We start from the raw sequence: 22,342 nt of genomic DNA, 5'->3' as shown, positions 1-22,342 counted from the left end.
TGGGGTAATTAGCTAGGGTTTATTAGATGTATTCATTAATTAGAAAAGTTGTTGGTCGGCATTGTGCCAGGAGCGGAAGTAGCTAACAAAGTTGTTTAGGTTTGGACGTATCAAAATTGTGCTGAGAGGCTATCAGGCGATGTCTTTGAGGGATGTTATGGTTAATACTAATAAAAAGGAGGTACTTATGGCATTGCAGCATATGAGGATAGCCAGACCTGTCAGCGCACTTAGCAAAAGCTGTGAAATGTACTGTAAAGGGCTGGGATTAGAAAAAATCGGTGAGTTTACAGATCACGATGGATTCAGCGGATACATGTTAGGGCTGGAAGGTTTACCTTGGCACCTTGAATTCACTCAGTGTCATGCTCATCCAGTGTTACCTTCGCCTTCTAATGAGGATCTCTTGGTTCTATATGTTCCTGAGAAAGACAGTTGGCTAACCACCTGCACAAATATGGATCATGCTGGCTTCGCCAGAGTTAAATCATTTAATCCCTACTGGGACAGGAAGGGCGTGACCTTCCAGGATATGGATGGGTATAGGGTTGTTATTCAGAACATGCACTGGGGCAAGCTCTGAGTTCAGTTTGTGGACGGGGGTTATATTTAATGTTGCCCAAAGCGAGTTACCTGCTCGCCATTGATTACTACTTGGTCATCGTAGTAATCCCTTTATCAGCTGTGAGCAAAATTGCGAACTTCCGCTTCTCGCTGTGAGTTCAACCGATGGAAGCAACACACTGATTGAACCGCTCTGCGGGTGATTCATAGTCTAGCGTTTTTCTCGGCCTCTCATTGAGCTGTCTGGCAACACTGTTTAGTCTTTGCTGGCAGTGAACCGATAAGTCAGTTCCTTTTGGAAAATACTGTCTGAGCAATCTGTTCGTATTTTCATTTGAGCCGCGTTGCCAGGGAGATTGAGGATCACAGAAATAAACCTGGATGTCTGTGGCTACAGTAAACCGGTTGTGGCTGGTCATTTCAGACCCCCGATCCCATGTTAGTGTTTTATAAAGCTCAACGGGTAATTCTCGAGCTTGTTTGATGAGTGCAGATATAACCGTTATGGTCTTGTTGTCTCTGATTTTAGCCAGCATAACAAAGCGGGAATGGCGTTCTACGAGAGTGACAATATAAGAGTTTTTCGAGCCCTGGATCAGATCGCCTTCCCAGTGACCTGGTATGGCTCTGTCTGCGGCTTCAGGTGGCCTTTCTCTGATAGGTATCGCATCCGGGATTGACCCTAATCCTTTCCCTTTAAGCGATGACGTTCTGGATCTACGCACAACTCTTCCGCTTCTGAGGCATTGCTGTAGTTCTTTTTTTTATGCTCCCCGGGTTTGTATAAAAAGCGTTTTATAAATCGTTTCGTGTGACACATGCATTTCCTGATTATCCGGATAACAGCGTTTCAGCCAACCGGCGATTTGTTCCGGCGACCAGTCCTGATGCATCTTTTCTGCAATGAATTTACACAATGCGGGGCATTCAATTAGCTTGCAAGGTTTTGGTCTCAGGGCACGGTCCCACGCTTCCTTATCAGCTTTTGCAGCACGGTAATGTTTTGCACCTCCATGCCTTTTAATCTCGCGGCTAATAGTTGAAGGGGCTCTTGATAATCTGTTGGCGATGTCCCTGATGCTACGTTTTGCTACCAGCCTTCTGGAAATTTCCTCTCTTTCATCAAGTGAAAGAGCGAGCCGGTGCCGCTTTCGGACAGGAGGACGATACCCACCAGTCTGGTGGATAGTCGGCATAATAGAAGAATGAAATCTGTCGAACATTCTGGCGATATCATGTAGAGAATCACCTTGCTTATATCTGTCCCAGATAATCGCCTTTTGTTCCGGCGTGTAGTAAATGCGAGTTCTTCGTTTCATGGCAACGTCCCCCTTTATTTAAGGATAGCGTTGCATCGACCCGTTGAACTCACAGCCAGAAGCGGTCGTTGATAGATTAAAAAAACTACCGCAATAGAATCTGCAAGCTGACGACCCTCTTAGAGTTGGGAGAGATAGCCGAACTTTCCAAAATTAGATTTTTCAGTATTCGGAACCCTGTGCCCGCTAAGGGCACAGTTTAACCGCCTCACGCGGGGTTAACCTTAAAGGCAATATCGAAAGTGCCTGCGCCATTTCTGGCAATGCTGATAAGCAGCAGGCCCACCGCCTCAAGAGTCCGAGCCATATGCAGGCCGCCAACATCAAGCGGGCTTAGCCCAAGACTGGTAATGAAAGTGGAAACGCTTACTTTAGCTTCCAGGCCGTCGGCTGCAATAAAGGCATCCAGATGAGTACCTCGGGCAAGTACGTGGCTAAAGACAGTATTAAACGCCTTAACAACATGTGAGCCTGCGGGGGCTAGCATGGAGATTTCCTGCGCCCCAGAACTTCCTGCGGGTGCGACAAGTTTTGTTGCGTCAGCAGAAATGGGATTAGTAATATCAATGATCACTTTTCCTTTTAGCGCCTCCCCAAAGTCGGTCATTACTGATACGGCACTGGCGTAGGGAATGGCGAGTATGACAATATTGCCCGCAGGAGTAGTGCCATATGTTCCTGCTGTAGCGGCAGCCCCGACCTGTTCAGCCAATGCCCGCGCCTTTGCGGCATCACGGCTCATTATCTCAACTGAGTGCCCGGCTTTTGCCGAAAGGCTGGCAAGTGCGGCCGCCATTCCTCCAGACCCGATTATGCTGATAATACTCATGTATATTTTCCTTATGAGCAGAGTTGCCCATGATTTTTAAACGTATTTCCTGACTCAATAACGGCTTATATCCGTTAAGTCCTTGCTATCTGCTTCAGGCTATACAATCAACTACGCGGGAAATAATGTCCGTTGTCTAAATCCGTGAGCAGGCCTGGTTGCGTAGGTTTCCAGCCGAGAGTCTGGCGGGTTACACGGTTAGATGCAGGGAGGTTGAGAGTGACCAGGTTGGCGAAGAAGCCAAAATATCCTGGTATCATCAGTACATCGATCGGAATGCTGACAGCAGGCAGCCCCAAACGAATCGCAATGGCTTCTGCAATCTCGCGAAACGCAATCCCCTCGCTTTCTATCCCATGCCAGGATCTGCCAGCCGGCCCTTTCTCTAATGCAAGGCGAAACAGGGCGGCGAGGTCGCGAACGTGTACGGCTGGCCACAGGTTGGCACCGTCCCCGGGATAGCCCACAATGTTCTTCTCTTTTGCAACAGCGATCAGCATAGGTAGAAAACCGGTGTCGGTCTTGCTATGCGCAATGGTTGGGATCCTCACGACAGAAGACCTGACGCCTCGTTCTGCCAAACCAATAACGGTAGATTCGACAATGTTTCGAATTCTCAGGGTTGATTTATATTCATCGCTAGCAGGCAGGGCCGGGTCAGTCTCAGTGGCAGGCCGGTGTAGATTTTCCCAACCGGGAGATGCAATACTTCCAGATACGACCAGAGGCTTGCCAGTTCCTTCCAGAGCTTCCCCGTATGCCAACATGATCTCAACCTCGGCGGCGGCCACGGCTGCGAGGCCACCAGAGGGAAGTAAATCCTGCCTGTGCGCGACGTGAATAATACCGTCAGCATTTGCAGCCACGGCTTTGAGTCCATCGAGATCTTCAATATTACCGCGATGCACCTGGGCACCGAGTGCAGATAGCTTAGCCGCAGATTTATCCGATCGTGCCAGGCTGGTCACTTGATGGCCGTTAGCGATGAGTTCGCGGATAATATACGGGCCGATGTGTCCGGTCCCGCCGGTCACTAAAACTTTCATATAACGATCCTTAGAATATTTATTTAAAACGCGTGCTATGGGTTTAATTTCACACCAAGTGAGAACCGAGTGTGTTTAAAGGAATGGGTAACGAGGCCGAGTGCTAACAAACAGACATGCTCAAGCATTTTGGACATAATCAGGGGCCCGCAGTCCATTGGGTGGAGGCCAAGGCTCTCGATAAAATCTGCTACCTGAGACTTTTCCTGCAAATCGTCTCCGGCGATCAATATGTCCAACGGGGTGCCATTGGCTGCACCGATAGCCAGGACGTGTGAAAACTGGGTGTTGAAAGCCTTGACGATTTTTGTAGTAGTCGGGGCAACTTTGGCGATCTCCTGTGTGCCTGAACTCCCCGTTGGCGTAACAAAGCACGTTAAATCAGGGCTTACGGGGTTGGTGATGTCGACCAAGATTTTGTCTGCCAGTGCTTCTCCAAACTGTCTCACTACATCAAGCGCGCCGGCGTAAGGAACCGCCAGAATGACGATATTTCCGGCCGGTACGTCGCCGAAAATGCCTGTTGTCGCTCCTGCACCAATGCTCTCAACCAGCTCATGAGCTTTCAGGGCGTTACGGCTCATTACCACCACGTTATGCCCAGCTCGTGCGGAAAGATGAGCGATAGCCGCCGCCATGCTACCTGAGCCGATGATACTCACTGTACTCATGTTGAGGATCCTTACCCTAAGGGCCGTTCAGATAACAAACAGACAATGCGACTCGTTCATCGCGATTAGTGATAGTCATGCTGCAAAATTTACTTTCAAAAAGCAAGTGAATTTAAAAACTATTACTTGTTAAAAGCAAGTGATGTTACACTTCTGAGATGAGCAAAATATGTGGAGAAGACATGCGTTCTCACTGTGCAGTGAACTACGGCTTGGAAATTTTTGGGGACAAATGGTCGCTATTGATCATCCGCGATATCATTTTTGTGGGTAAAAAGACGTATGGTGAATTCAAAAAATCAGAAGAGGGAATTGCGACAAATGTCCTTGCTTCCCGGCTGTCCTCCCTTGAGTTACAAGGTATTCTTTCAAAATACCCCAGCCCCGAGGACAAACGTAAAGACATCTACTCTTTAACCGAAAAAGGCCTCGAACTTATTCCTATCGTACTTAATATTATCCTGTGGAGCGCGAAGCATGATTCTGAGTCGTATGTGCTCGGTCGTAAGGAATTTATTGGTCGATTGAACCGAAACCCAGTGAAGGTTGGGGAAGAGGTTAAAACTCTGGTCCGCAATGGCGGATGTCTTTTTCCTGAGAGCGGATAATGAGAAGAGCAATCGGGCAATAGTTCATCCAGGAAGGTCATCTAAATACTCTATACTCATGACAAGCGCCCTCAAAGTCCAGGCCACATACCGCCATCAAGCCTCAAATTAGCTCCGGTGATTGTAGTGGTCAACAAAAACTGGCCACCGCGTTAGAGTTTTTCCAGTATCGGTTTTCCGATTCGTTTGGTGGTAACCCACCATTATATTCGTGCGGTCTTAGTACACTGTAATATCCAACGATATAGTCCGTTATGGCGTGAGCTGCATCGCTGAAGCTTACGTAACCCGTCACCGGCACCCATTCGTTCTTCAGACTCCTGAAGAAGCGCTCCATTGGGCTGTTATCCCAGCAGTTTCCGCGCCGGCTCATACTCTGTCTGATCCTGTATCGCCACAGTAACTGCCGGAACTGCCTGCTTGTATAATGACTACCCTGGTCGCTGTGGAACATCACCCCGACGGGCTTACCGCGAGTTTCCCATGCCATTTCCAGCGCTTTCATGGTGAGTCTGCTGTCCGGCGAGAACGACATTGCCCAACCCACTGGTTTTCTTGCGAACAGGTCGAGAACAACGGCGAGGTACGCCCAGCGTTTACCTGTCCAGATATAGGTCACATCACCGCACCACACCTGGTTGGGCTCCGTTACGGCGAACTGTCGCTCAAGATGGTTCGGGATAGCAACGTGCTCATGACCGCCACGTTTATACCGGTGAGTCGGCTGCTGGCAACTGACCAGTCCCAGCTCTTTCATGAGCCTGCCAGCAAGCCAGCGCCCCATCTGGTAGCCTCTCTGGGTTGCCATTGTGGCGATGCTTCTTGCTCCGGCCGAACCGTGGCTGATGCCATGCAGCTCAAGTACCTGACTGCGTAATATAGCCCGTCTGCCGTCTGGCTTTTCAGGACGGTTTTTCCAGTATTTGTAGCTGCTGCGATGAACCCCGAACACATGGCAGAGTGTGGCCACAGGATAACGCGCCCTGAGTTTCCCGATTATCGAGAACTGTTCAGGGAGTCTGACATCAAGAGCGCGGTAGCCTTTTTTAATATTTCATTTTCCATTTCAATACGTTGCATCTTCTTCCTGAGCTCACGTATTTCGATTTGTTCCGGCGTTATCGGGGAAGCTTTTGGCGTTTTGCCCTGACGCTCATCACGCAGTTGTTTGACCCATTTCGTCATCGTGGAAAGACCTACATCCATAGCCTTAGCGGCATCAGAGACGGTGTAGTTTTGATCGACAACCAGCTGAGCAGATTCGCGTTTGAATTCAGGACTAAAATTTCTTCTTTTCATTGGAGCACCTGTGTTGTTCTGAGGTGAGCATATCACCTCTGTTCAGGTGGCCAAATTCAGTAAACCACTTCAGATGTAGCTTGCTCGAGGGCTTGCAAGAAATGTGATAGCGTCGGCAATTTCGTCAAGCGTGCCAACGCGACCCATGGGAACTTGTGCGAACATGGGGAGCACTGATTGTTCAATTTCCTCCCACGGTGCATCATAAGGCAGACCTATATTTTTACCGGCCTGACGGAATGCTTTTTCGAGACGGAAACTAAGTATTGTGCCAGGTGAAATGGTATTTACAGTGATGCCTTCTTTTGCAACCGCTTTGGATAATGAAGATGTCATTGCAATAATCCCAGCTTTAGCCGCAGCATAATCGGGGCGTTGATCTGGTGGCATCAGAGCCGCCATGCTTGAAATATTGATGACTCTTCCCCACTTTTTTGCGCGCATATCCGGGAGAAAGCGATTGATGACACGTAAGGCTGAGAGAACGTTTTTATCATACCCTTCAGCCCATGTTTCTGGACGGGTTGATGTCCAGTCTTCAGTGAGTCCAGAACCGCCGGCGTTGTTTATCAAAATATCTACCGTTTCCACACATGATTTCACTTGTTCGAAAAGAAGATGAACATCATTGTCGCTCGTTAAATCACCCTTCACAGAGTAAGCCTGCCCACCCTGATTGGTAATATCCTTAGCAATACTTTCAGCTTTAGGCTTATCGCGGCCATGTATGATGACAATGGCCCCTTCATTTGCGAGACCTCTGGCTATAGCCTCACCGATGCCTTTGCTGCTGCCTGTTATCAGTGCAACTTTACGCTTAAGTTTTAAGTCCAAAATTTCTTCTCCTGTAATGACGTTGAAACCCATTGGAAGACATATCAATGAATGAATCAATTACGCACTTTAAAGTGCCTATAGAAGACGAAGGCAGTAAGCAATGTCTTGGACCAGAGGGCTCAGTGGCTTATGTTACTAAGGTTCTTAAAATTATTTCTGGAAGATGGACGCTTCCGATCTTATTCAGATTGTTTGCCGTATCTAACCTGCGCCCCTCACAGTTCTTGAAGAGTATTCCTGAAATATCACACAAAGTGCTTACTGAACATTTACGAAAGCTGGAAAAGGATGGGCTGATAAGCAGGAACGATTTTGGAGAAAAACCCCTACGAGTAGAATATGGACTTACTGCTTCAGGTAGGGATCTGATGCCAGTATTGATCTCGATGAGGGAGTTTTCCCGGCATCATCTCGAAAAATCGGTTGATGGTTAATAAGGCGGCTTTCTAGAATATCTTGCCTGACCCGCCCTCGTTGATAGACTCACTTTATTATGTCAGCTTTTCGCTCATTGCAGCCCCATGGCATCGGTCAATCAGAAAGGTGCAAAAAATAATCACCTTGAAAAAGTAAAGCGATCGGTTTACTTTTAGGTATGAATAAAAAAAGAGACATCCTGCAAGCCGCCGAGCGGTTGTTCTACCTCAACGGCTTTCATGCAACCAGCACTGATAACATTTGTAGTGAAGCGGGAGTATCGACCCGGACTCTCTATCGCTACTTTCCCACGCGTGAAGCGCTGACGGCGACAATTTTGGATGAGCGTCGCAAACGTTTCTTCTCTGAACTGTGTGATCCTCGACACCCTGACTCCATAAGTCATCTGTTTGATGTGATGGGAAACTGGATGAGTGTCTACGGCATCAGAGGTTGCTTTTTCCTGAAGGCTTGGGGTGAGTACTCTGGAGAGGTTCCCGTACTGGCAGAACAGGCCATGTCATATCGGTATGCAATGCGTGCATACATTGCGAAATGCATTGGCCATGCCTGTAGCAAAGAGAATCTCCCGCTCGCCGACGCTATTTGGACGTTATTTGAAGGCACGCTAACGACTGCCCTTGTAATGGGTGCAGTCGCAGCCTGCGATGCCGGAAAAACGGCCTCACTTATGCTCATCAACAGTTCTGGCGAGTACAAATGAAAAATGCGTGGTTAGGTCTGACAGGATTTACGCTTATTGCCGTCTCATATGGCATGGCGCGCTTTGCGTGGGGACTGATGCTGCCTGATGTTATGCGCGATATCGCCTTCACACCGCGGTTGGCAGGAATTCTCTCCGGCTGCAGTTTTATCGCCTACTGCATAGCCATTCTGGTAGCACCGTTACTCTCAGCGTTTGCAGGTCCGAGATTGCCTGCGCTAATGTCATCGCTTAGCGCAGCCTTTGGCCTGCTGATTATTGCTGTTGCCGGTTCGCAATGGCTATTGGGCCTCGGGCTTTTTATCGCCGGAATGAGTGCCGGCCTTGCCTCACCGGCACTCGCTGCAGCAGTCAGTCAAGCTATTGCTCACAGACAGCAGCCAATAATGAACACCCTAATAAATGCTGGGACCAGCGCAGGAATTATCCTCTCCGTGGCAGTTTTATCCTGGCTGCCGGGGGGCTGGAGAATGTCTTGTCTGTTGTTCGCATTTTTGGCGCTGCTGTGCGCGTTTCCCGTGTGGCATATTCTGCCAAAAGATAAGCCATTGGCTCGATATGGTTTTTTTCATGTGATACTGCATCAGCGCGCACTTCACCGAATGATGGCGATTGCTTTTTTTAGCGGGATTGTTAGCGCTGCCTGGTGGAGTTTTGGACCTGCATTGCTGCTTCGATTGGGTATTAAGCCAGATATCATCAGTCTATTATGGATGACGGCGGGTGCCGCTGGGATCACCGGCGCATTAACTGGACCGCTGGCGAAGATCATTGGCATGAATCGGGTCTATCAGTTTTCACAGTGCTGTCTGGCATTTCCGCTATTGCTCATCGCTTTTAGTCAGCATTTTACCTGGTGGCTGGTACCCGCGGTTGCACTGGGAGGCGCAGGTTATGTGACGCTTTCTGGCGTACTGTTGGTGTGGGGAGTTTCTGCGTCAGAAAACTCACCGGCAGTCGGCGTCAGTGGGCTGTTCTTTATGCTGGCCGCGGGGCAGGTTGTTGGATCAATGATTTTTGGTCAGATATATGCGATGACCAGCGGGGAGACGGCTCTACTCATCTTCGCCACGCTGCCCTTATTATTGGTTTTTGCAGTTCGAAGCAAAGACCTTAACCCGACATATTAATGCAGGTCGGTTTCAATATGCCAGTGCATTGATGCGTCCAATGTATGAGTCTGCGCGACTCATCCATAAATTTCTCAATCCGTTCAAAGTCCAGGCCACATACCGCCATCAAGCCTTAAATTAGCTCCGGTGATTGTCGTTTACCGAATATGGACTGTTACTAATTACATTCTTCCTGTAATAAGTGCGTTATTTCCAGGTTCGCTCTTCGCTCAAAGCTGCCGATAAATTTCGCCACAACCACAGTTAAATTAAGCATTCTAAAAAAATTATTTTGTTTTTTCTTAGACTGTGGAGGTCAGTTTCAGTATGCGCTACCGAGCAGTAGCGCATACTTGTCCTACCTTTCTTTATAAGCGTTGCGCACGCACGCGGACGGGGGTGAGATCGGTGAAAATTGGCACGTCTGCCATCACCGTAGGCACTTCCGGGGAGGAAAAGACAACTTCCATTGCCGCCTCATCACGGAAGATACACTCACAAACGGCGACCGTTCCTGTTTCTTCCACGGCTGGATAGAATGCGGCGACGTTGAGCAAACCATATTTACCCCATGAACGCATCACCAGCGGTAGGTGTACGTTATTATAATGTTCCCGATCAAACCGATCCTCCGGCGTTCCTTGATAAGTCACATACACAACGACCTGTGAATCATAAATACTCATAGTCTTCTCCTATTAAATGAATCAATAATTTATGTGTTACTTAAAAGTGCATAATTTAACGGGCTGCTTGCTTTTTAAACGCAGACGTTTCAACAGATTGCCGTGCAAGCTTAATGGCCAGTCCTGCCCCCATAGCCAGACAGCAGGCGATGCAGAGGATCGCGACAAGAAATGCATGAGTGATAGTTGCTGTGCTCTGGTGGTCGCCGATGAGGGTATAAAAAATTCCACCAATGACTGCAACGCTGAGTGCGGTGCTGATTTGTAAAGTTGAACTCGCTACCCCGGCAATCATGCCCGAGAAAGCGGGGGCAACGCGGCCTGTCACCATCCGCATTAGCGTTGGCAGCCCAAGACCCTGCCCAAAGCCGATGACAAACAGCAGCACAGCGAGCGGGGCGGTTGGGGGCGAGGCCCCAATAGCGGTATCTGAGATGAGGCAGGCCATGCCAATGAGCCCCAGAGTTTCCAATCCCATGCCAATGGGATTGACATAGTTCCCGGCAAAGCGCTTCAAATAAGCTGTTAACAGCGGGCCTAGCAGCAATCCTGCACCGAATGGCAGAAACACCAGTCCCGCGCTCAGTGCACTCTGATGTAAGGCACTTTGCAGGTAGACCGAAAAAAGCAGAAAGAAAACGCCGATCGAGTAAAACATTAAAGCCACCATCAGGCCTCGCGCTAAACCCGGCGTGCGCAGAACCCGCGGATCGATCAGCGGCGTTCCTCCCTTCTGACCAAGGCGAGTCTCATAGCGCCAAAACAACGTTGCCAGCAGTGGTACGGTTATGAACGATAACCATACCCACCAAGGCCAGCCGGCTGTACGACCTTCGATTAACGGGACTATCAGCAGACTCAGCGTCACTATGGATAACAGCACGCCGCCGGGATCCAGCTTGGCCGCATGCTTCGCCCGCGTTTCTTTTAGCAATGGGATGCCGAACATGATGACCAGCAGTGCGACTGGCAGGTTAACGAGAAAGATCGCGCGCCATCCTAAACCAAACAGGTTCAGCGAAATCAGGATACCGCCCAGTGCCTGCCCGATAACGGATGCGAGGCCAAACATCGCGCCATACAGGCTGAGTGCAAGCGGTTTTTCAGATTCGGGAAAAATGACCTGAATAGAGGCAAGTGCTTGAGGTGCCATAACAGCTGCCGTCAAGCCTTGCAAAATACGCCCGGCAATGAGCGTCCATGGGGACCAGGCAAAGCCACACAGCAGTGATGCGCCCGCAAAGCCTATAAGGCCAAGAAAAAACATTCGGCCACGTCCGTAAAGGTCACCTAACCGACCACCGGTAATTAATGTCACGGCATAAAATGCTGCGTAGGAGGAAATAACTAATTGTTCTGCCGAAGAGGAAGTGCCTAATTCTCCCTGAATCGAAGGAAGCGCAACATTGACAATAAAAAAATCAAGCGGCGGGAGGAACGTGCCAACCAGCAGTACCATGAACATGGCCCAGCGCCGTGGCTCAGCAGCTTTAGCATTAGTCGTTGACATAAAATCCTCTTTATGGAACCGATTGGTTCCCAATTGGGTAAAAAATTTCTTATTCCAGAATACGCATTGCACAATCCACCAAACCAATCATGTCTGCTTCAACCGCGCCAGTTTTACCTAACACTCGCATCCCTTGGATTTGGCATACCAGAAAACGCGCCATAACCTGCTCATCGCGTTCTGGGATCTCACCGTTTGCCTGACCGCGTACGATGGCACCCGCGTAAAGTTGCTGCAATCGTCGGAACATGCGTCCGGTTCGCTCTGCCACTTCAGCATCATGCGCCGCCATTTCAGTAGCCAACGAGACCACGAGACATCCGCGTAGCCCAAGATCACCCGATGACAGTTGAGCGCAGCGTAAAAGTGACTCACGAATTGTGTTCTTGACCTTGCCTGGTTGGGACAGCAAATTTGCAGTTTCCCGTAACCCTTTAGACATGTACAAATCAAGCGCGGCCAATAACAGACCTTTTTTATCGCCGAATGCCTTGTAGAGGCTGCCGCGCGATAATCTAGTGCCTGCGATTAAATCGGGCAACGACGTTCCTTCATATCCTTTATCCCAAAAGACCTGCAGGGCATCATCGGCTGCGGCACCAAGTTCAAATTCACGCGGTCGCCCGCTGCCAGTCGGATTTCTCATGGTTGTCCCTGCTTTTTTATCGCATAATTAGAAACTGATTGGTTCCTATGTTAGCGTCAACTTTAAGGGAACATCAAGTATTTAATGCGTCTAGCGTTGAGGTCAATGGGTTACCGGGCAACGGACCTGCTTCGTTTCCTTATATGAAATACTTGTGCTGTCACGCCAACTACCAGAGCGAGGGCAATAAACCCGAGAATACCGCTGAGCAAAGGAGATTGTGGGTTGGTCACAATAGGGTGGCTGTCAGGCACTCTTCGCAATGTTTCAGATACTGTCGGGACCATCAGAAAAAATACGGTCAGACTCAGGATAATGGTTTCCAGGTATAAGCCCGCTTGCCCTTTCCAGGGGATGAAACCTACGATGTATCCTGCGAGTAACAGTAGGAGAGTGGCGGCACCAATTACCGGACTTATGGGCTGATGTGCCACCAGAAAAACGGTGCAACAGCCAATTAACATGCTGAAGAAGTAGGCCACGCCCGCCTTTGAGCGAGGAACTATGCGGCCATGTTTGATGAACATATAAGCGGCCAATGGTACGGCGGGTAGGCTTCCTAATGTGTGTACCCAACCCAGCGGAGTTATTCCGAACATGCGACGATTCCTGTTTGAGAGATCTGTTGAAAGAGATAAGCTTCGTCGCTGTAATGTGTCAGTAATGACAGCGTTGAAGCGTTAAGATTACGATGCTTAAGCTATCAGAACCCTAGTGGGACCAACATGACCGAATTACTCGAAAATTTGACCATTCTTCCAGAGATGAGTCTGGACGGGCTCGCCTCAGGGGATCTTCTCTCACAGGTATTGGCCCAAATTCGCCTCACTGGGGATCGTGTCTACTCTTCGACACTGGCGCTTGGTGAACGGCTTGAATTGGATGCAAAAAGTGCCCATGTCTGCGTGCTTCGATGCGGCGAGATGCAGATAGAGGGTATTGATGGCCAGCAAGTGACAATCAGTCAGGGCGATATTGTATTGCTTCCTCATGATTCGGCATCGATAAATATCATCATGAGTGAGGGGAATGCGCTGGTAGTTATTTGTCGATTTTGGTTCGATGCCAGCAGTTTTCAAGCGATGCTGTTTGCAATGCCCAATCTGATCCATATCAAACAGGCCGAGGCGGCTACTTGGGCAGAAGGCATACTTCACTTTATGTTATTAGAGGCTAACGACTCGCAGCCAGGTGGCGCATTGATGGTTTCTCGTTTGATAGATCTCGTCGTTATTCGAATCCTAAGAACATGGGTCCAGCAGGGCTCTGCTTCAGGATGGCTTGGAGGCCTGTCTGATGAAAACATTGCCCGCACACTCAAAGCCATCCACGAAAAACCCGGTCAACAATGGCGCATTGATGCACTTGCTTCGTTAGCTGGAATGTCTCGATCCGGTTTTTGCGAACGTTTTAATAGGCTGGTTGGACGTTCACCGCTGCGCTATCAAAATGAATGGCGACTCAGCCTGGCGAAAGCCATGCTTTCAAAAAAAGATAGCCGCATAGGTAAGGTAGGTTTTGCCGTTGGCTATGAATCCGAAGCGTCCTTCAGCCGGGCATACAAAGCTTATTTTGGCCGTTCCCCTCGAGAGGATATTAGTCAGAAATTCGATTAGCTTTGGTCGGGTAAACTTTCTGCGCTAAACAGCCTACCCGTGACGATCCTCAGCATAGTGCCGGGAAGGAGCGAGGGGCCGTCTCATTAAATAACCTACGTTAACCCTGTTTCTTAAACGGACATGACAGTCTGCTGTGTGCCAGTAGCGGACATTGCTGACATCACAATGTGTTAATCAACCGGGAACAGTTTAGTCAGCAGGTGATGGGAGTGAGTTGTCAAAAGTTGTCGCCCGCCATCACCGCTAGCGAGGATTCTTGACTGTACGCGCTCTGAGATACAGTTGCTTCATTCAGTGGGCTACCATACTTAAGTTTTAAAATGATTCCCTTTATAAAATACATTTTAAAATAATACACAAAGTAAATTATTACCATTGTAACAATCAATCTATCTGAAGTGGTATTGGATTTTAATCAGGAAAAGTACTTTTTATTTTCAAGGGTAATAAGAACTTGCCTATTAATGAATCTTGTCATAAGTTAACTTTTTATATCTGAATATAAATGCAATTAATGAGTCGGTGGGGATGATGAATACAGTGAAACTTGAACACTTTATAAGAGCTATTGAAGATATTGGCGCTCATGGCGACAATGACATGTTGCCTTTTGATATCGATACAGTTTTCATTTCAGATTCAAAGACGCAGATAGCAAATATGGCTTTTGACTTCTTTGAAAGGCTTGAGAAAGATGGCAAAACAAATGCAAGAAATACTTTGAATGGAATTCAGGTTTACTCGGAGAGATTGCTTTCGCCAACTGGTGCAAGCGGCTTTAGAATTTCTACAAAGATACATCCATTTTGGAATATATATCTTAATGGTCTGGCTATCGCGATTGCAGAAATAAATGAATCAAAAAGAAGTCCAAATGCACACTCATATCGTTACGTAGAAACTGGTGAAAATTTATTTGATAGAGATAAGTCATGGAGGGCATATAAAGAAGTAACAATTAATGATGCGGCATTAATTAATGATGGGGCTGTTGTCATCCAAACAGATATATCAAGCTTTTACGAGCACATTTATCATCATCGTATCGAGAATTGTATTAATGATTTATTTGGTGAGGGTTCTACAGTTGCAACTCAAATAGATAGATTGTTAAGTCAGTTGTCAGCTGGCAGATCATTTGGCTTGCCGGTCGGAGGGCAATGCTCAAGAGTTTTAGCAGAGTTGCTAATGACCTCAGTTGACCAACTTTTGACATCATCAAAACTTAAGTGGCATAGGTATGTGGATGATTTTACTATTATTGCCAGTGATCAAGCTGAAGCGTATCGTGCTATTTCAATTCTGTCGAACGCTTTGGCAGATTATGGATTGTCATTAAACAGAACTAAAACAACAATTTTAAAAGCCCAACACTATAAAAACTTTGTTTATACACAATTGTTTGTTGATGATGATAAATCTAGTAAACTTAAAAAAATTGACTTACATTTTGACCCCTATTCAGACAATCCTGTTTCTGATTATGATGAACTAGTTGAAACTGTCGAGAAACTAAATGTACAAGCCTTACTTGATTTAGAAATCCATAAAAGTCAGCCAGACACTTTCTTAGTTAATCAAATAAGTAGAACATTGAAACTTCATGAGCCAGCTTTAGCATTACAGTTATGTATAACATTACTCTCTCCAGAAAATTTACATTCCTTTAGAAGTTCATTTTCTACAATTATTAAAGGTGTAATTTCCATTAGGAATGATGAGCGGTATTCTTCTATCTATCAAATGCTTGATAGGATGGTAGATGATATTGTTGTGCACTCTGAGCATCTACTGCTACCAGAAGCGAACTGTTTGCATTATTTACGTTCTCTAAGAGTAATTAGAACAAATAATCGAGCTACTTATGTTCATAGTTTATTAAATGAAAGTTCATCTGAAACAATTAAAAGAGCGTGTCTTGATTGTATAAGAAATTGGAAAGATAGACCTTCATTCGTTTCTGAGAGAAATAAGTGGTCAAAATTGACACCGGAAGTACAAAGAATACTTTGGCTCGCATCCTATAAATTTGGTGATGACGGAAAACATTTTAGGGATCAAGTAAAAAAAGCAATACCTAACTCTTGGTCATTAGGAATTGAACAAAAAGGAAAAACATCATTTTGTGAAATATTTATTAATTGGTGCCAAGGGGCGGAGAATAAATGAGATTTTTAAGGTTACCTGTCAAAGATCCTAGAACTGTAGCGCGAGATATTCCCGGCATCTGTGATTTGTTATTTCCACAATTGCTACCGGCAATCGTTGCACATCTCAATCGCGAGGCACAACCTATACCCGGCTGCACGATTATTGATGAAAGTATGTTGGTAGGAATAGATACAAATGCAGCTATGCTATTTGAAGTTGCCTATGTAAGAGCAGAGCAAATACTTGAAGAAAAAAATGAAGATTGGAATGAGTGTTTGTCTATCGCCCTGATTCGGCAATCAAGGTATTTTGATGCAGTTTTACCCGATAATTTATCAGATATTGAGATTAAAATAGCTAATCAAACTGCTACTAATCTAACAAAATCAATAAGATATTTGAGTGAGGAATGGGGTGATGGTAATGTAATTAGGTCTCCCATCATTCCTGGATTTCAATGGATAGCACAAGGTCAAGGAGATTTCTCAATCGGCCAGCGGCTGATCGAAGTAAAATGCACAAATAGAAACTTTTCGTCTTCTGATTACCGGCAGATTTTAATTTACTGGCTATTGAGTTTCTCATCCTCAATTGAGGGTGGTACGGATGAGTGGAAGACAGGTGTTCTATTGAACCCTAGAGCAAACAAATATATTGAAATTAATTTCAATGAGTTAGTTAGCATAGCAGCTTCTGGAAGAACTAAGTTAGAGTTGTTGGAGTTATTTTCGTCAATTGTGGGTGATTATGCATACAAATTAGGTGAGTAAATTCTACGAAATGAGTATGAGTGCTTTGCCTTCGCAGCCTGTAGTGGATAGCTAAATTTGGCCACTTTAACAGATATGTTAGTTTCCGCTTCTCGCTCATAGCTGACATGCGCTCCTTGCAACAGGCAGCATTGTGCCAGGAACGGACATCATTGACTGGCTATCCCTTTCTCTTAAATAATTGTAACAGTCCTTTTACTGTAACATCCAATTGACTCCCCTCGTTATACAAAGCAGGAACAACATAATTAGCCCTCTCTTCAGCTATTAACTTCTCGACTTTTTCTTGCGTAGTCTTATTATTCCATTTTTTATTGTCAAATACAGCCAAAGAAACTCCACCTTGATATCGAACCATTTTCATTGCTGGAATGTCTGTGTCTCCATCTCCAAAGTATATCATTTTTTGGAAAGGGATCTCGCGATCTTCGGGCTCAATGAATTTATTGATGGCTGCATTATCCCATGAGTTAGGAATGCCTTTATTTATTCTAAATAAAAATTGAGTCTTTGTAGTGTAATTGATTGCTTGTGCTGGCCATGTAACGGATTTACCATCAGGAGAATAATGATATTTACATGCATAGATATCACGGAATTTACAGCCTATGGATGTCCCTCTAATCATCGCATCTAAACCACTGGAAATTATGTAATGATATAATTCCAAGCCGTGTTGTTGAGCATAATCATTTATTCGCTCAAACCAGCCTTCAACACCGGGGAATAACGGGATTGATTTTCCATGTTTTTTCAAGTTGGCTTCAGTTAACTCTTGGGAACCAAGCTCACTTGCTTTCTCAGCAAGAAGTCCAAGATAAGACAATATTTCATCGCCATCATCATTCTTGGCCCGGTGTTTAACGGACTGCCAAAAAGAAGCAACATCATCAATTCCTAAAGCGGGCATAAGTCCGTGTTGGGCACAATCACCTTCTGCTAGAGTTCCATCAAAATCATAAATTAACGCACATTTCATCGGTTATACCTTCTTAACGTAACGCAAAAATATGGAACATAGTATGCAATGGTTGGAGGCAACGCAGTGATGTAAAAGATCAAAACTATATTAATGCCGATTTAAAATCGGTCAATAGAGATTTTAGCAATATGTCAAAAATTCTGCTCCACCAACTGGCTATTTCCTTTTGATTAAAACAACCAGATGTTTTTGATGCCCTAACTAATTGGACAAATAACAGTGAACTTCCGCTCCTCGCTCAAAGCGGACTCCTGCCTTCCAAAAAACCACCATTCTGATACTTAATTTCAGGTTGTTCGCCGCTTTAGCCCAGTCAGAATGACAGAGTAATCTTTGATGCTTCGGCAGTTCGAAAGAAGCGCCCTCGGGCGACTGCAAATCCTCATGGCCTGAAAGAGCGAGCCTTTCTGGTGGCCCCCCGTATAGCCTTTGAAATCGGAAATCATCCAACGGTGATCAAAGTATTTTAACTCCGCCACCCTGTGGCCTACTCTTCGCCGTCAGGCGAACTGGGAGGCGGCAAGCAGGATCAGTTCAAGCATGACTGAAACACAACCTTTTGAGTCAATAATGATGACGTCATAATGGCTGAATGATGCGTGTTTTAACTGGTTACGTAAGCGAAGACGCCCATCGGGTGTCTGTAGCATGGTGAGGGTCAGGCGGTCATTAGGATCGTTGGAGATAATAGGAACAATAATTGGAAAACAGACGCCACGAGGCAAAGACGGAGTTGGGGCATAGGGTGCTAAAACGGTAGCATTAATCATTTCACATACCTGAATAGGGGTTATTCAAGCGTCTCATTAATGAGGTGATAAATATTTTTGAATCTAAAGTAAGCAAACAGGTAACAGGCGTCGGCTCGCCAGACGTAATGGCGTGAGAAATAAACGTTAACCGGTAAAATTACCCCCCGTTCGAGAACAGGGGGCAGTCAGACGGCATCGGTCATTTAGGCGGTTCTTCCGATTCCGTCTCGGGCAGAGTAACGTTTAACTCTAGCACCGATATATCGTCACCTTTTTGCTCGAACTGAACGTGGAGCATTTCAGGGTCAATCTGAATGTACTTACAGATGACCGCTAAAATATCACGTTTCAGATCCGGCAAATAAGCGGGTTCACTGTCCCCTCGACGCCGTTCGGCTACGATGATCTGTAGCCGTTCCTTGGCTATATTGGCTGTCGGTTTTTTGCGGGACAAAAAGAAATCTAACAAGGCCATGGCTTATCCCCCAAACAGGCGTTTCAGAAAACTCTTCTTCTCTTCCTCAATAAAACGGAACGCACGTTCCTCACCCAGCAAACGACTCACGGTGTCGTCGTATGCCTTTCCGGCGTCTGATTCCTGATCCAGAATAACTGGCTCGCCCTGGTTGGACGCACGCAGTACGGACTGATCTTCAGGAATAACACCAACCAGTGGAATGCGCAGGATCTCGAGCACATCTTCCATGCTCAGCATGTCACCACGGCTGACGCGACCTGGGTTGTAACGTGTAAGAAGCAGATGCTCCTTGATCGGATCCAGACCTTGTTCTGCACGGCGGGATTTTGAAGACAAAATGCCCAGAATGCGGTCGGAGTCGCGAACAGAGGAAACTTCCGGGTTAGTGGTAATGACCGCTTCATCGGCAAAATACAGTGCCATCAGCGCGCCGGTTTCGATACCTGCCGGTGAGTCACAAACGATGAAGTCAAAGTTCATCTCACCCAGGTCGTTCAAGATTTTTTCAACGCCTTCACGAGTCAGCGCATCTTTGTCGCGCGTCTGTGAAGCCGGTAAAATGTATAGGTTCTCAGTGCGCTTATCTTTAATAAGAGCCTGATTCAGAGTTGCATCACCCTGAATAACATTGACAAAATCATACACAACGCGACGTTCGCAACCCATGATCAGGTCGAGATTACGCAAACCGATGTCAAAATCTATGACGACGGTTTTTTTGCCTTTTTGGGCAAGGCCGGTAGCAATGGCTGCGCTTGAAGTAGTCTTGCCAACGCCCCCTTTACCCGATGTAACAACAATTATGCGTGCCATGTAAGGATTCCTTGTCAAAGGTCGTAGTACCTGCTCGATACGTGTAGAAAGCAGGGACTTAATATAGAGGTTGTACGGTTAACACATTATCCAGGAGGCTAAGTCTCGCGGCCTGTCCAAAATAGTTGGATGGGATTTGATCGCTCAACCAGTACTGACCTGCGATTGAGACTAACTCAGCGCCCAGATGGGTGCAAAAAATCTGACAATTCGTATCACCCGCCGCGCCAGCCAGTGCACGACCGCGCATCATGCCGTAAATATGGATATTACCATCGGCTATGAGCTCGGCACCGGCGCTTACGCTGCTGGTTACAATAAGATCGCTGTTACGGGCATAAATTTGTTGGCCTGAACGGACTGGCGTGCTGACAATCCGCGTTTTTGCAGGTGCATTATCCGCAACAGGTGGCACAACCGGTACCGGGGGCTCTGCAATAACGCGCTTTGCCCGACCTTCGTTTAAAAGCGGTAATCCTGTAAGAGCGATCGCGCGCTTTTGCTGCTCATCTTTGCACCCACTGATGCCTACAACGCGAAAGCCTGCAGAAACGACAGCCTGTTGAATGTTTTTCCAGTCTGCATCCCCCGTTAGGGCTGCAACATTAATAACAACAGGGGCATTTTTCAGAAAATCGGGAGCTTGCTCAACTTTTTCCTGTAATGCCTGGTGAATAACCTTTGGCTGTGCGCTGTATAAATGCACAACTGATAAGGTAAAACTGCTGCCTTTTAGTTCTATTGGCGATTGTGACATCTATCCTGACTCAGTCTCAGCAACTTTAAATCCCCGGAATACCACACGGGGGGCGATATTCCGATGTACGTTATGCATGGTATAGTTACAGCTATATCTAGGCAAGCCACCGTTCCAATAAAATAGAGTTAAAAAAATGCTTTGTGCAATTTATAGAAGTAATAAACGTGATCAAACCTACCTGTATGTCGAAAAAAAAGACGATTTCACTCATGTTCCTGAAGAACTGATGAAAAGTTTCGGCAAACCGGATTTTGCAATGGTGCTAAATCTTGCAACTCGTGACAAGTTGGCGCACGCGGATATCGAAAAAGTTAAACAAGCTTTAATCGACCCAGGTTATTACCTGCAAGTACCGCCTCCGGTCGAGAGCTTATTAAATATTCACCTTGAGTCAGGCAATAAATAATCAGGTTATTTTAGGGTAAATCTGACATTTCCCGTCTTTTGTTAAAATGAGAGGCGGGAACCTTGCATTCATTCGCCGACTCCTTCAGGTTAATCTCTAAGTGGAATATTGATTGCCAAAAAAGGAAGCACGCGATGAGGATGAGATTATCGGTTATCACTCTGGCGATGGGTGCTGTCATGTTAAGCAGCTGCGCCAATGATAAAAATCAGGCTGCGGCCGCTGTTCCCGCGGGTCAAATTCAGGGCTCGGCTCCCACTCCGGCACAGGCTTCGCCGCAAGGGCCGGATCAGGCCCCTGCAGGCGCGGTTAATCCATTTGCTCCTAAAAACACTACAACAATTCCTGCGGTCACCCCTAAGCCCGGTCAAACTACGTTGGCAGCTCAAGGGCGTAATCCGGCCGAATTCCCAGGCTACGTTGAACAGTTAAAGGCCAAAGCTCAGCAGCAGGGGATAAGCCAAACCACCATCGATAGCGCATTCGCCAACATTCACTTTATTGACAGAGCGATCAGCTCGGATCAAAACCAGCTGGAAAATAAAATCACTCTCGACGATTACCTGCGTCGGGTATTGTCTGACTCGAAAATTCAGGAAGGTCAGTCTCTATTCCAGCAAAATAGTCAGGCATTACAGCAAGTCAGTGCCAAATACGGCGTTCAGCCGCAGTACGTAGTGGCGCTTTGGGGCATGGAAAGTGGCTACGGAAAAATACAAGGCAAAGACGACGTATTTTCTGCATTGGCCACTTTGGCGTTCGAAGGTCGTCGAGAAGCATTTTTCACCAAAGAATTTTTAGCCGCGCTGACTATTGTTGATCAAGGTAAAGCCAGCAGCGAGATGATGAAAGGTTCCTGGGCCGGTGCAATGGGGCAGTCGCAATTTATGCCAAGCTCTTATTTGAGATACGGTGCTGACGGCGATGGCGATGGCAAAATCGATATCTGGAATAATACGGCTGACGTTTATGCCTCGACCGCTAATTATTTATCCTCTGAAGGCTGGAAAAATAATCAGAGTTGGGGGCAAGAGGTCAAACTACCTACCGGATTCGATACCACACTGGTTGGATTAAAGAACGATCAGATGCGCAGCGTCAGTGACTGGCAGCAAAAAGGCATTGTCTCTGCCGATGGCAAACCTTTACCCGCTTCTGTGACACGTGCCTGGATTATTACTCCCGACTCCGATCAGGGACGTGCATTTTTGGTTTACGATAACTTCAGGACCATTATGCATTGGAATCGCTCGTACTATTTTGCTATCAGCGTGGGCATGATGGCAGATGATATTGCCGGAGCTGCCAATAGCGTTTCCGAAAATAGCGAATAAGGAACAGGG

At 46.7% G+C, this 22,342-nt stretch carries 24 protein-coding genes and 1 pseudogene; 10 read left to right on the top strand and 15 right to left on the bottom strand.

Features of this window, described 5'->3' with window-relative positions; genetic code table 11:
* Positions 1 to 187: 187 nt before the first annotated feature.
* Positions 188 to 583 (top strand): VOC family protein, encoded by a 396-nt coding sequence (locus AB3G37_RS13400; protein WP_369788090.1) that lies wholly within the window; start codon positions 188 to 190, stop codon positions 581 to 583.
* Between the two features lie 139 nt (positions 584 to 722).
* Here the strand turns inward: AB3G37_RS13400 and AB3G37_RS13395 are convergent.
* From AB3G37_RS13395 to AB3G37_RS13380, 4 genes and pseudogenes are all read right to left on the bottom strand, one after another.
* Positions 723 to 1,883 (bottom strand): annotated as a pseudogene (locus AB3G37_RS13395) (IS30 family transposase).
* A gap of 208 nt (positions 1,884 to 2,091) precedes the next feature.
* Positions 2,092 to 2,712: an NADPH-dependent F420 reductase gene (locus AB3G37_RS13390; protein ID WP_369788089.1), complete on the bottom strand. Its 621-nt coding sequence runs from the start codon at positions 2,710 to 2,712 to the stop codon at positions 2,092 to 2,094.
* Positions 2,713 to 2,819: 107 nt separating this feature from the next.
* The gene (locus AB3G37_RS13385) at positions 2,820 to 3,758 is read right to left on the bottom strand and encodes an SDR family oxidoreductase (protein ID WP_369788088.1); all 939 of its coding nucleotides are present in this window, start codon (positions 3,756 to 3,758) and stop codon (positions 2,820 to 2,822) included.
* Between the two features lie 35 nt (positions 3,759 to 3,793).
* Positions 3,794 to 4,429: an NADPH-dependent F420 reductase gene (locus AB3G37_RS13380; protein ID WP_369788087.1), complete on the bottom strand. Its 636-nt coding sequence runs from the start codon at positions 4,427 to 4,429 to the stop codon at positions 3,794 to 3,796.
* A 182-nt stretch (positions 4,430 to 4,611) separates the two neighbouring features.
* Between AB3G37_RS13380 and AB3G37_RS13375 the strand changes: the two genes are divergently transcribed.
* Positions 4,612 to 5,037 carry a winged helix-turn-helix transcriptional regulator gene (locus AB3G37_RS13375; protein WP_369788086.1) on the top strand — a complete coding sequence of 142 codons (426 nt, stop codon included), beginning with the start codon at positions 4,612 to 4,614 and terminating at the stop codon, positions 5,035 to 5,037.
* A gap of 130 nt (positions 5,038 to 5,167) precedes the next feature.
* Here the strand turns inward: AB3G37_RS13375 and AB3G37_RS13370 are convergent.
* A protein-coding gene (locus tag AB3G37_RS13370) for an IS3 family transposase (RefSeq protein WP_369788052.1) occupies positions 5,168 to 6,336 on the bottom strand; the annotation gives its coding sequence in 2 pieces (ribosomal slippage) (positions 5,168 to 6,087 and positions 6,087 to 6,336; 1,170 coding nt in all).
* Positions 6,337 to 6,405: 69 nt separating this feature from the next.
* Positions 6,406 to 7,203, bottom strand: a complete 798-nt coding sequence (locus AB3G37_RS13365) for an SDR family NAD(P)-dependent oxidoreductase (RefSeq protein WP_369788085.1) — start codon at positions 7,201 to 7,203, stop codon at positions 6,406 to 6,408.
* Between the two features lie 14 nt (positions 7,204 to 7,217).
* Here AB3G37_RS13365 and AB3G37_RS13360 point away from each other — a divergent pair, with 14 nt between their 5' ends.
* The 3 genes from AB3G37_RS13360 (at position 7,218) to AB3G37_RS13350 (ending at position 9,444) form a co-directional block, all read left to right on the top strand.
* Entirely contained in the window at positions 7,218 to 7,607 is a 390-nt protein-coding gene (locus AB3G37_RS13360; protein WP_369788084.1) for a winged helix-turn-helix transcriptional regulator, read from the top strand.
* A 161-nt stretch (positions 7,608 to 7,768) separates the two neighbouring features.
* Entirely contained in the window at positions 7,769 to 8,314 is a 546-nt protein-coding gene (locus AB3G37_RS13355) for a TetR/AcrR family transcriptional regulator (protein WP_369788083.1), read from the top strand.
* A complete protein-coding gene (locus AB3G37_RS13350) occupies positions 8,311 to 9,444 on the top strand; it encodes an MFS transporter (RefSeq protein WP_369788082.1) in 1,134 nt (377 codons plus the stop codon). Before AB3G37_RS13355 ends, AB3G37_RS13350 begins: the two co-directional genes overlap by 4 nt.
* Positions 9,445 to 9,794: 350 nt before the next feature.
* Here the strand turns inward: AB3G37_RS13350 and AB3G37_RS13345 are convergent, their stop codons facing one another.
* From AB3G37_RS13345 to AB3G37_RS13330, 4 genes are all read right to left on the bottom strand, one after another.
* A complete protein-coding gene (locus AB3G37_RS13345) occupies positions 9,795 to 10,112 on the bottom strand; it encodes an EthD family reductase (protein ID WP_213052767.1) in 318 nt (105 codons plus the stop codon).
* Between the two features lie 55 nt (positions 10,113 to 10,167).
* Positions 10,168 to 11,622 (bottom strand): MFS transporter, encoded by a 1,455-nt coding sequence (locus AB3G37_RS13340; protein WP_213052917.1) that lies wholly within the window; start codon positions 11,620 to 11,622, stop codon positions 10,168 to 10,170.
* Between the two features lie 49 nt (positions 11,623 to 11,671).
* Positions 11,672 to 12,268, bottom strand: a complete 597-nt coding sequence (locus AB3G37_RS13335) for a TetR/AcrR family transcriptional regulator (protein ID WP_369788081.1) — start codon at positions 12,266 to 12,268, stop codon at positions 11,672 to 11,674.
* A 110-nt stretch (positions 12,269 to 12,378) separates the two neighbouring features.
* Positions 12,379 to 12,867 (bottom strand): hypothetical protein, encoded by a 489-nt coding sequence (locus AB3G37_RS13330; protein ID WP_369788080.1) that lies wholly within the window; start codon positions 12,865 to 12,867, stop codon positions 12,379 to 12,381.
* Positions 12,868 to 12,993: 126 nt separating this feature from the next.
* Here AB3G37_RS13330 and AB3G37_RS13325 point away from each other — a divergent pair, with 126 nt between their 5' ends.
* The 3 genes from AB3G37_RS13325 to AB3G37_RS13315 all read left to right on the top strand — a co-directional run bounded on the left by AB3G37_RS13325 (position 12,994) and on the right by AB3G37_RS13315 (position 16,808).
* Positions 12,994 to 13,884 carry an AraC family transcriptional regulator gene (locus AB3G37_RS13325; RefSeq protein ID WP_369788079.1) on the top strand — a complete coding sequence of 297 codons (891 nt, stop codon included), beginning with the start codon at positions 12,994 to 12,996 and terminating at the stop codon, positions 13,882 to 13,884.
* Between the two features lie 531 nt (positions 13,885 to 14,415).
* The gene (locus AB3G37_RS13320; protein WP_369788078.1) at positions 14,416 to 16,056 is read left to right on the top strand and encodes an RNA-directed DNA polymerase; all 1,641 of its coding nucleotides are present in this window, start codon (positions 14,416 to 14,418) and stop codon (positions 16,054 to 16,056) included.
* Entirely contained in the window at positions 16,053 to 16,808 is a 756-nt protein-coding gene (locus tag AB3G37_RS13315; protein ID WP_127087896.1) for a hypothetical protein, read from the top strand. Before AB3G37_RS13320 ends, AB3G37_RS13315 begins: the two co-directional genes overlap by 4 nt.
* 160 nt (positions 16,809 to 16,968) lie before the next feature.
* On the opposite strand, the gene AB3G37_RS13310 is transcribed toward AB3G37_RS13315, so the two are convergent.
* From AB3G37_RS13310 to minC, 5 genes are all read right to left on the bottom strand, one after another.
* Complete coding sequence (locus AB3G37_RS13310; protein WP_019082174.1) at positions 16,969 to 17,787, bottom strand: haloacid dehalogenase-like hydrolase; 819 nt, start codon at positions 17,785 to 17,787, stop codon at positions 16,969 to 16,971.
* Between the two features lie 503 nt (positions 17,788 to 18,290).
* Entirely contained in the window at positions 18,291 to 18,560 is a 270-nt protein-coding gene (locus AB3G37_RS13305) for a hypothetical protein (protein ID WP_369788077.1), read from the bottom strand.
* A gap of 181 nt (positions 18,561 to 18,741) precedes the next feature.
* Entirely contained in the window at positions 18,742 to 19,017 is a 276-nt protein-coding gene (gene minE, locus AB3G37_RS13300) for a cell division topological specificity factor MinE (RefSeq protein WP_009638075.1), read from the bottom strand.
* A gap of 3 nt (positions 19,018 to 19,020) precedes the next feature.
* Positions 19,021 to 19,833, bottom strand: coding sequence for a septum site-determining protein MinD (gene minD / locus AB3G37_RS13295; protein WP_009638074.1), 813 nt, complete (start codon positions 19,831 to 19,833; stop codon positions 19,021 to 19,023).
* Positions 19,834 to 19,891: 58 nt separating this feature from the next.
* On the bottom strand, positions 19,892 to 20,590 hold the full coding sequence (gene minC / locus AB3G37_RS13290; RefSeq protein ID WP_369788076.1) for a septum site-determining protein MinC: 699 nt from the start codon (positions 20,588 to 20,590) through the stop codon (positions 19,892 to 19,894).
* 136 nt (positions 20,591 to 20,726) lie between these two features.
* Between minC and AB3G37_RS13285 the strand changes: the two genes are divergently transcribed.
* Positions 20,727 to 20,999 carry a YcgL domain-containing protein gene (locus AB3G37_RS13285; RefSeq protein ID WP_009638072.1) on the top strand — a complete coding sequence of 91 codons (273 nt, stop codon included), beginning with the start codon at positions 20,727 to 20,729 and terminating at the stop codon, positions 20,997 to 20,999.
* A 140-nt stretch (positions 21,000 to 21,139) separates the two neighbouring features.
* Entirely contained in the window at positions 21,140 to 22,333 is a 1,194-nt protein-coding gene (locus AB3G37_RS13280) for a lytic murein transglycosylase (RefSeq protein WP_369790957.1), read from the top strand.
* Positions 22,334 to 22,342: the final 9 nt, after the last annotated feature.

This window comes from Rouxiella sp. WC2420 (genome assembly GCF_041200025.1).
GTDB lineage: Bacteria > Pseudomonadota > Gammaproteobacteria > Enterobacterales > Enterobacteriaceae > Rouxiella.
The sequence above is the reverse complement of the archived record's forward strand: the minus strand, read 5'-3'. Positions and strand labels throughout refer to the sequence as shown.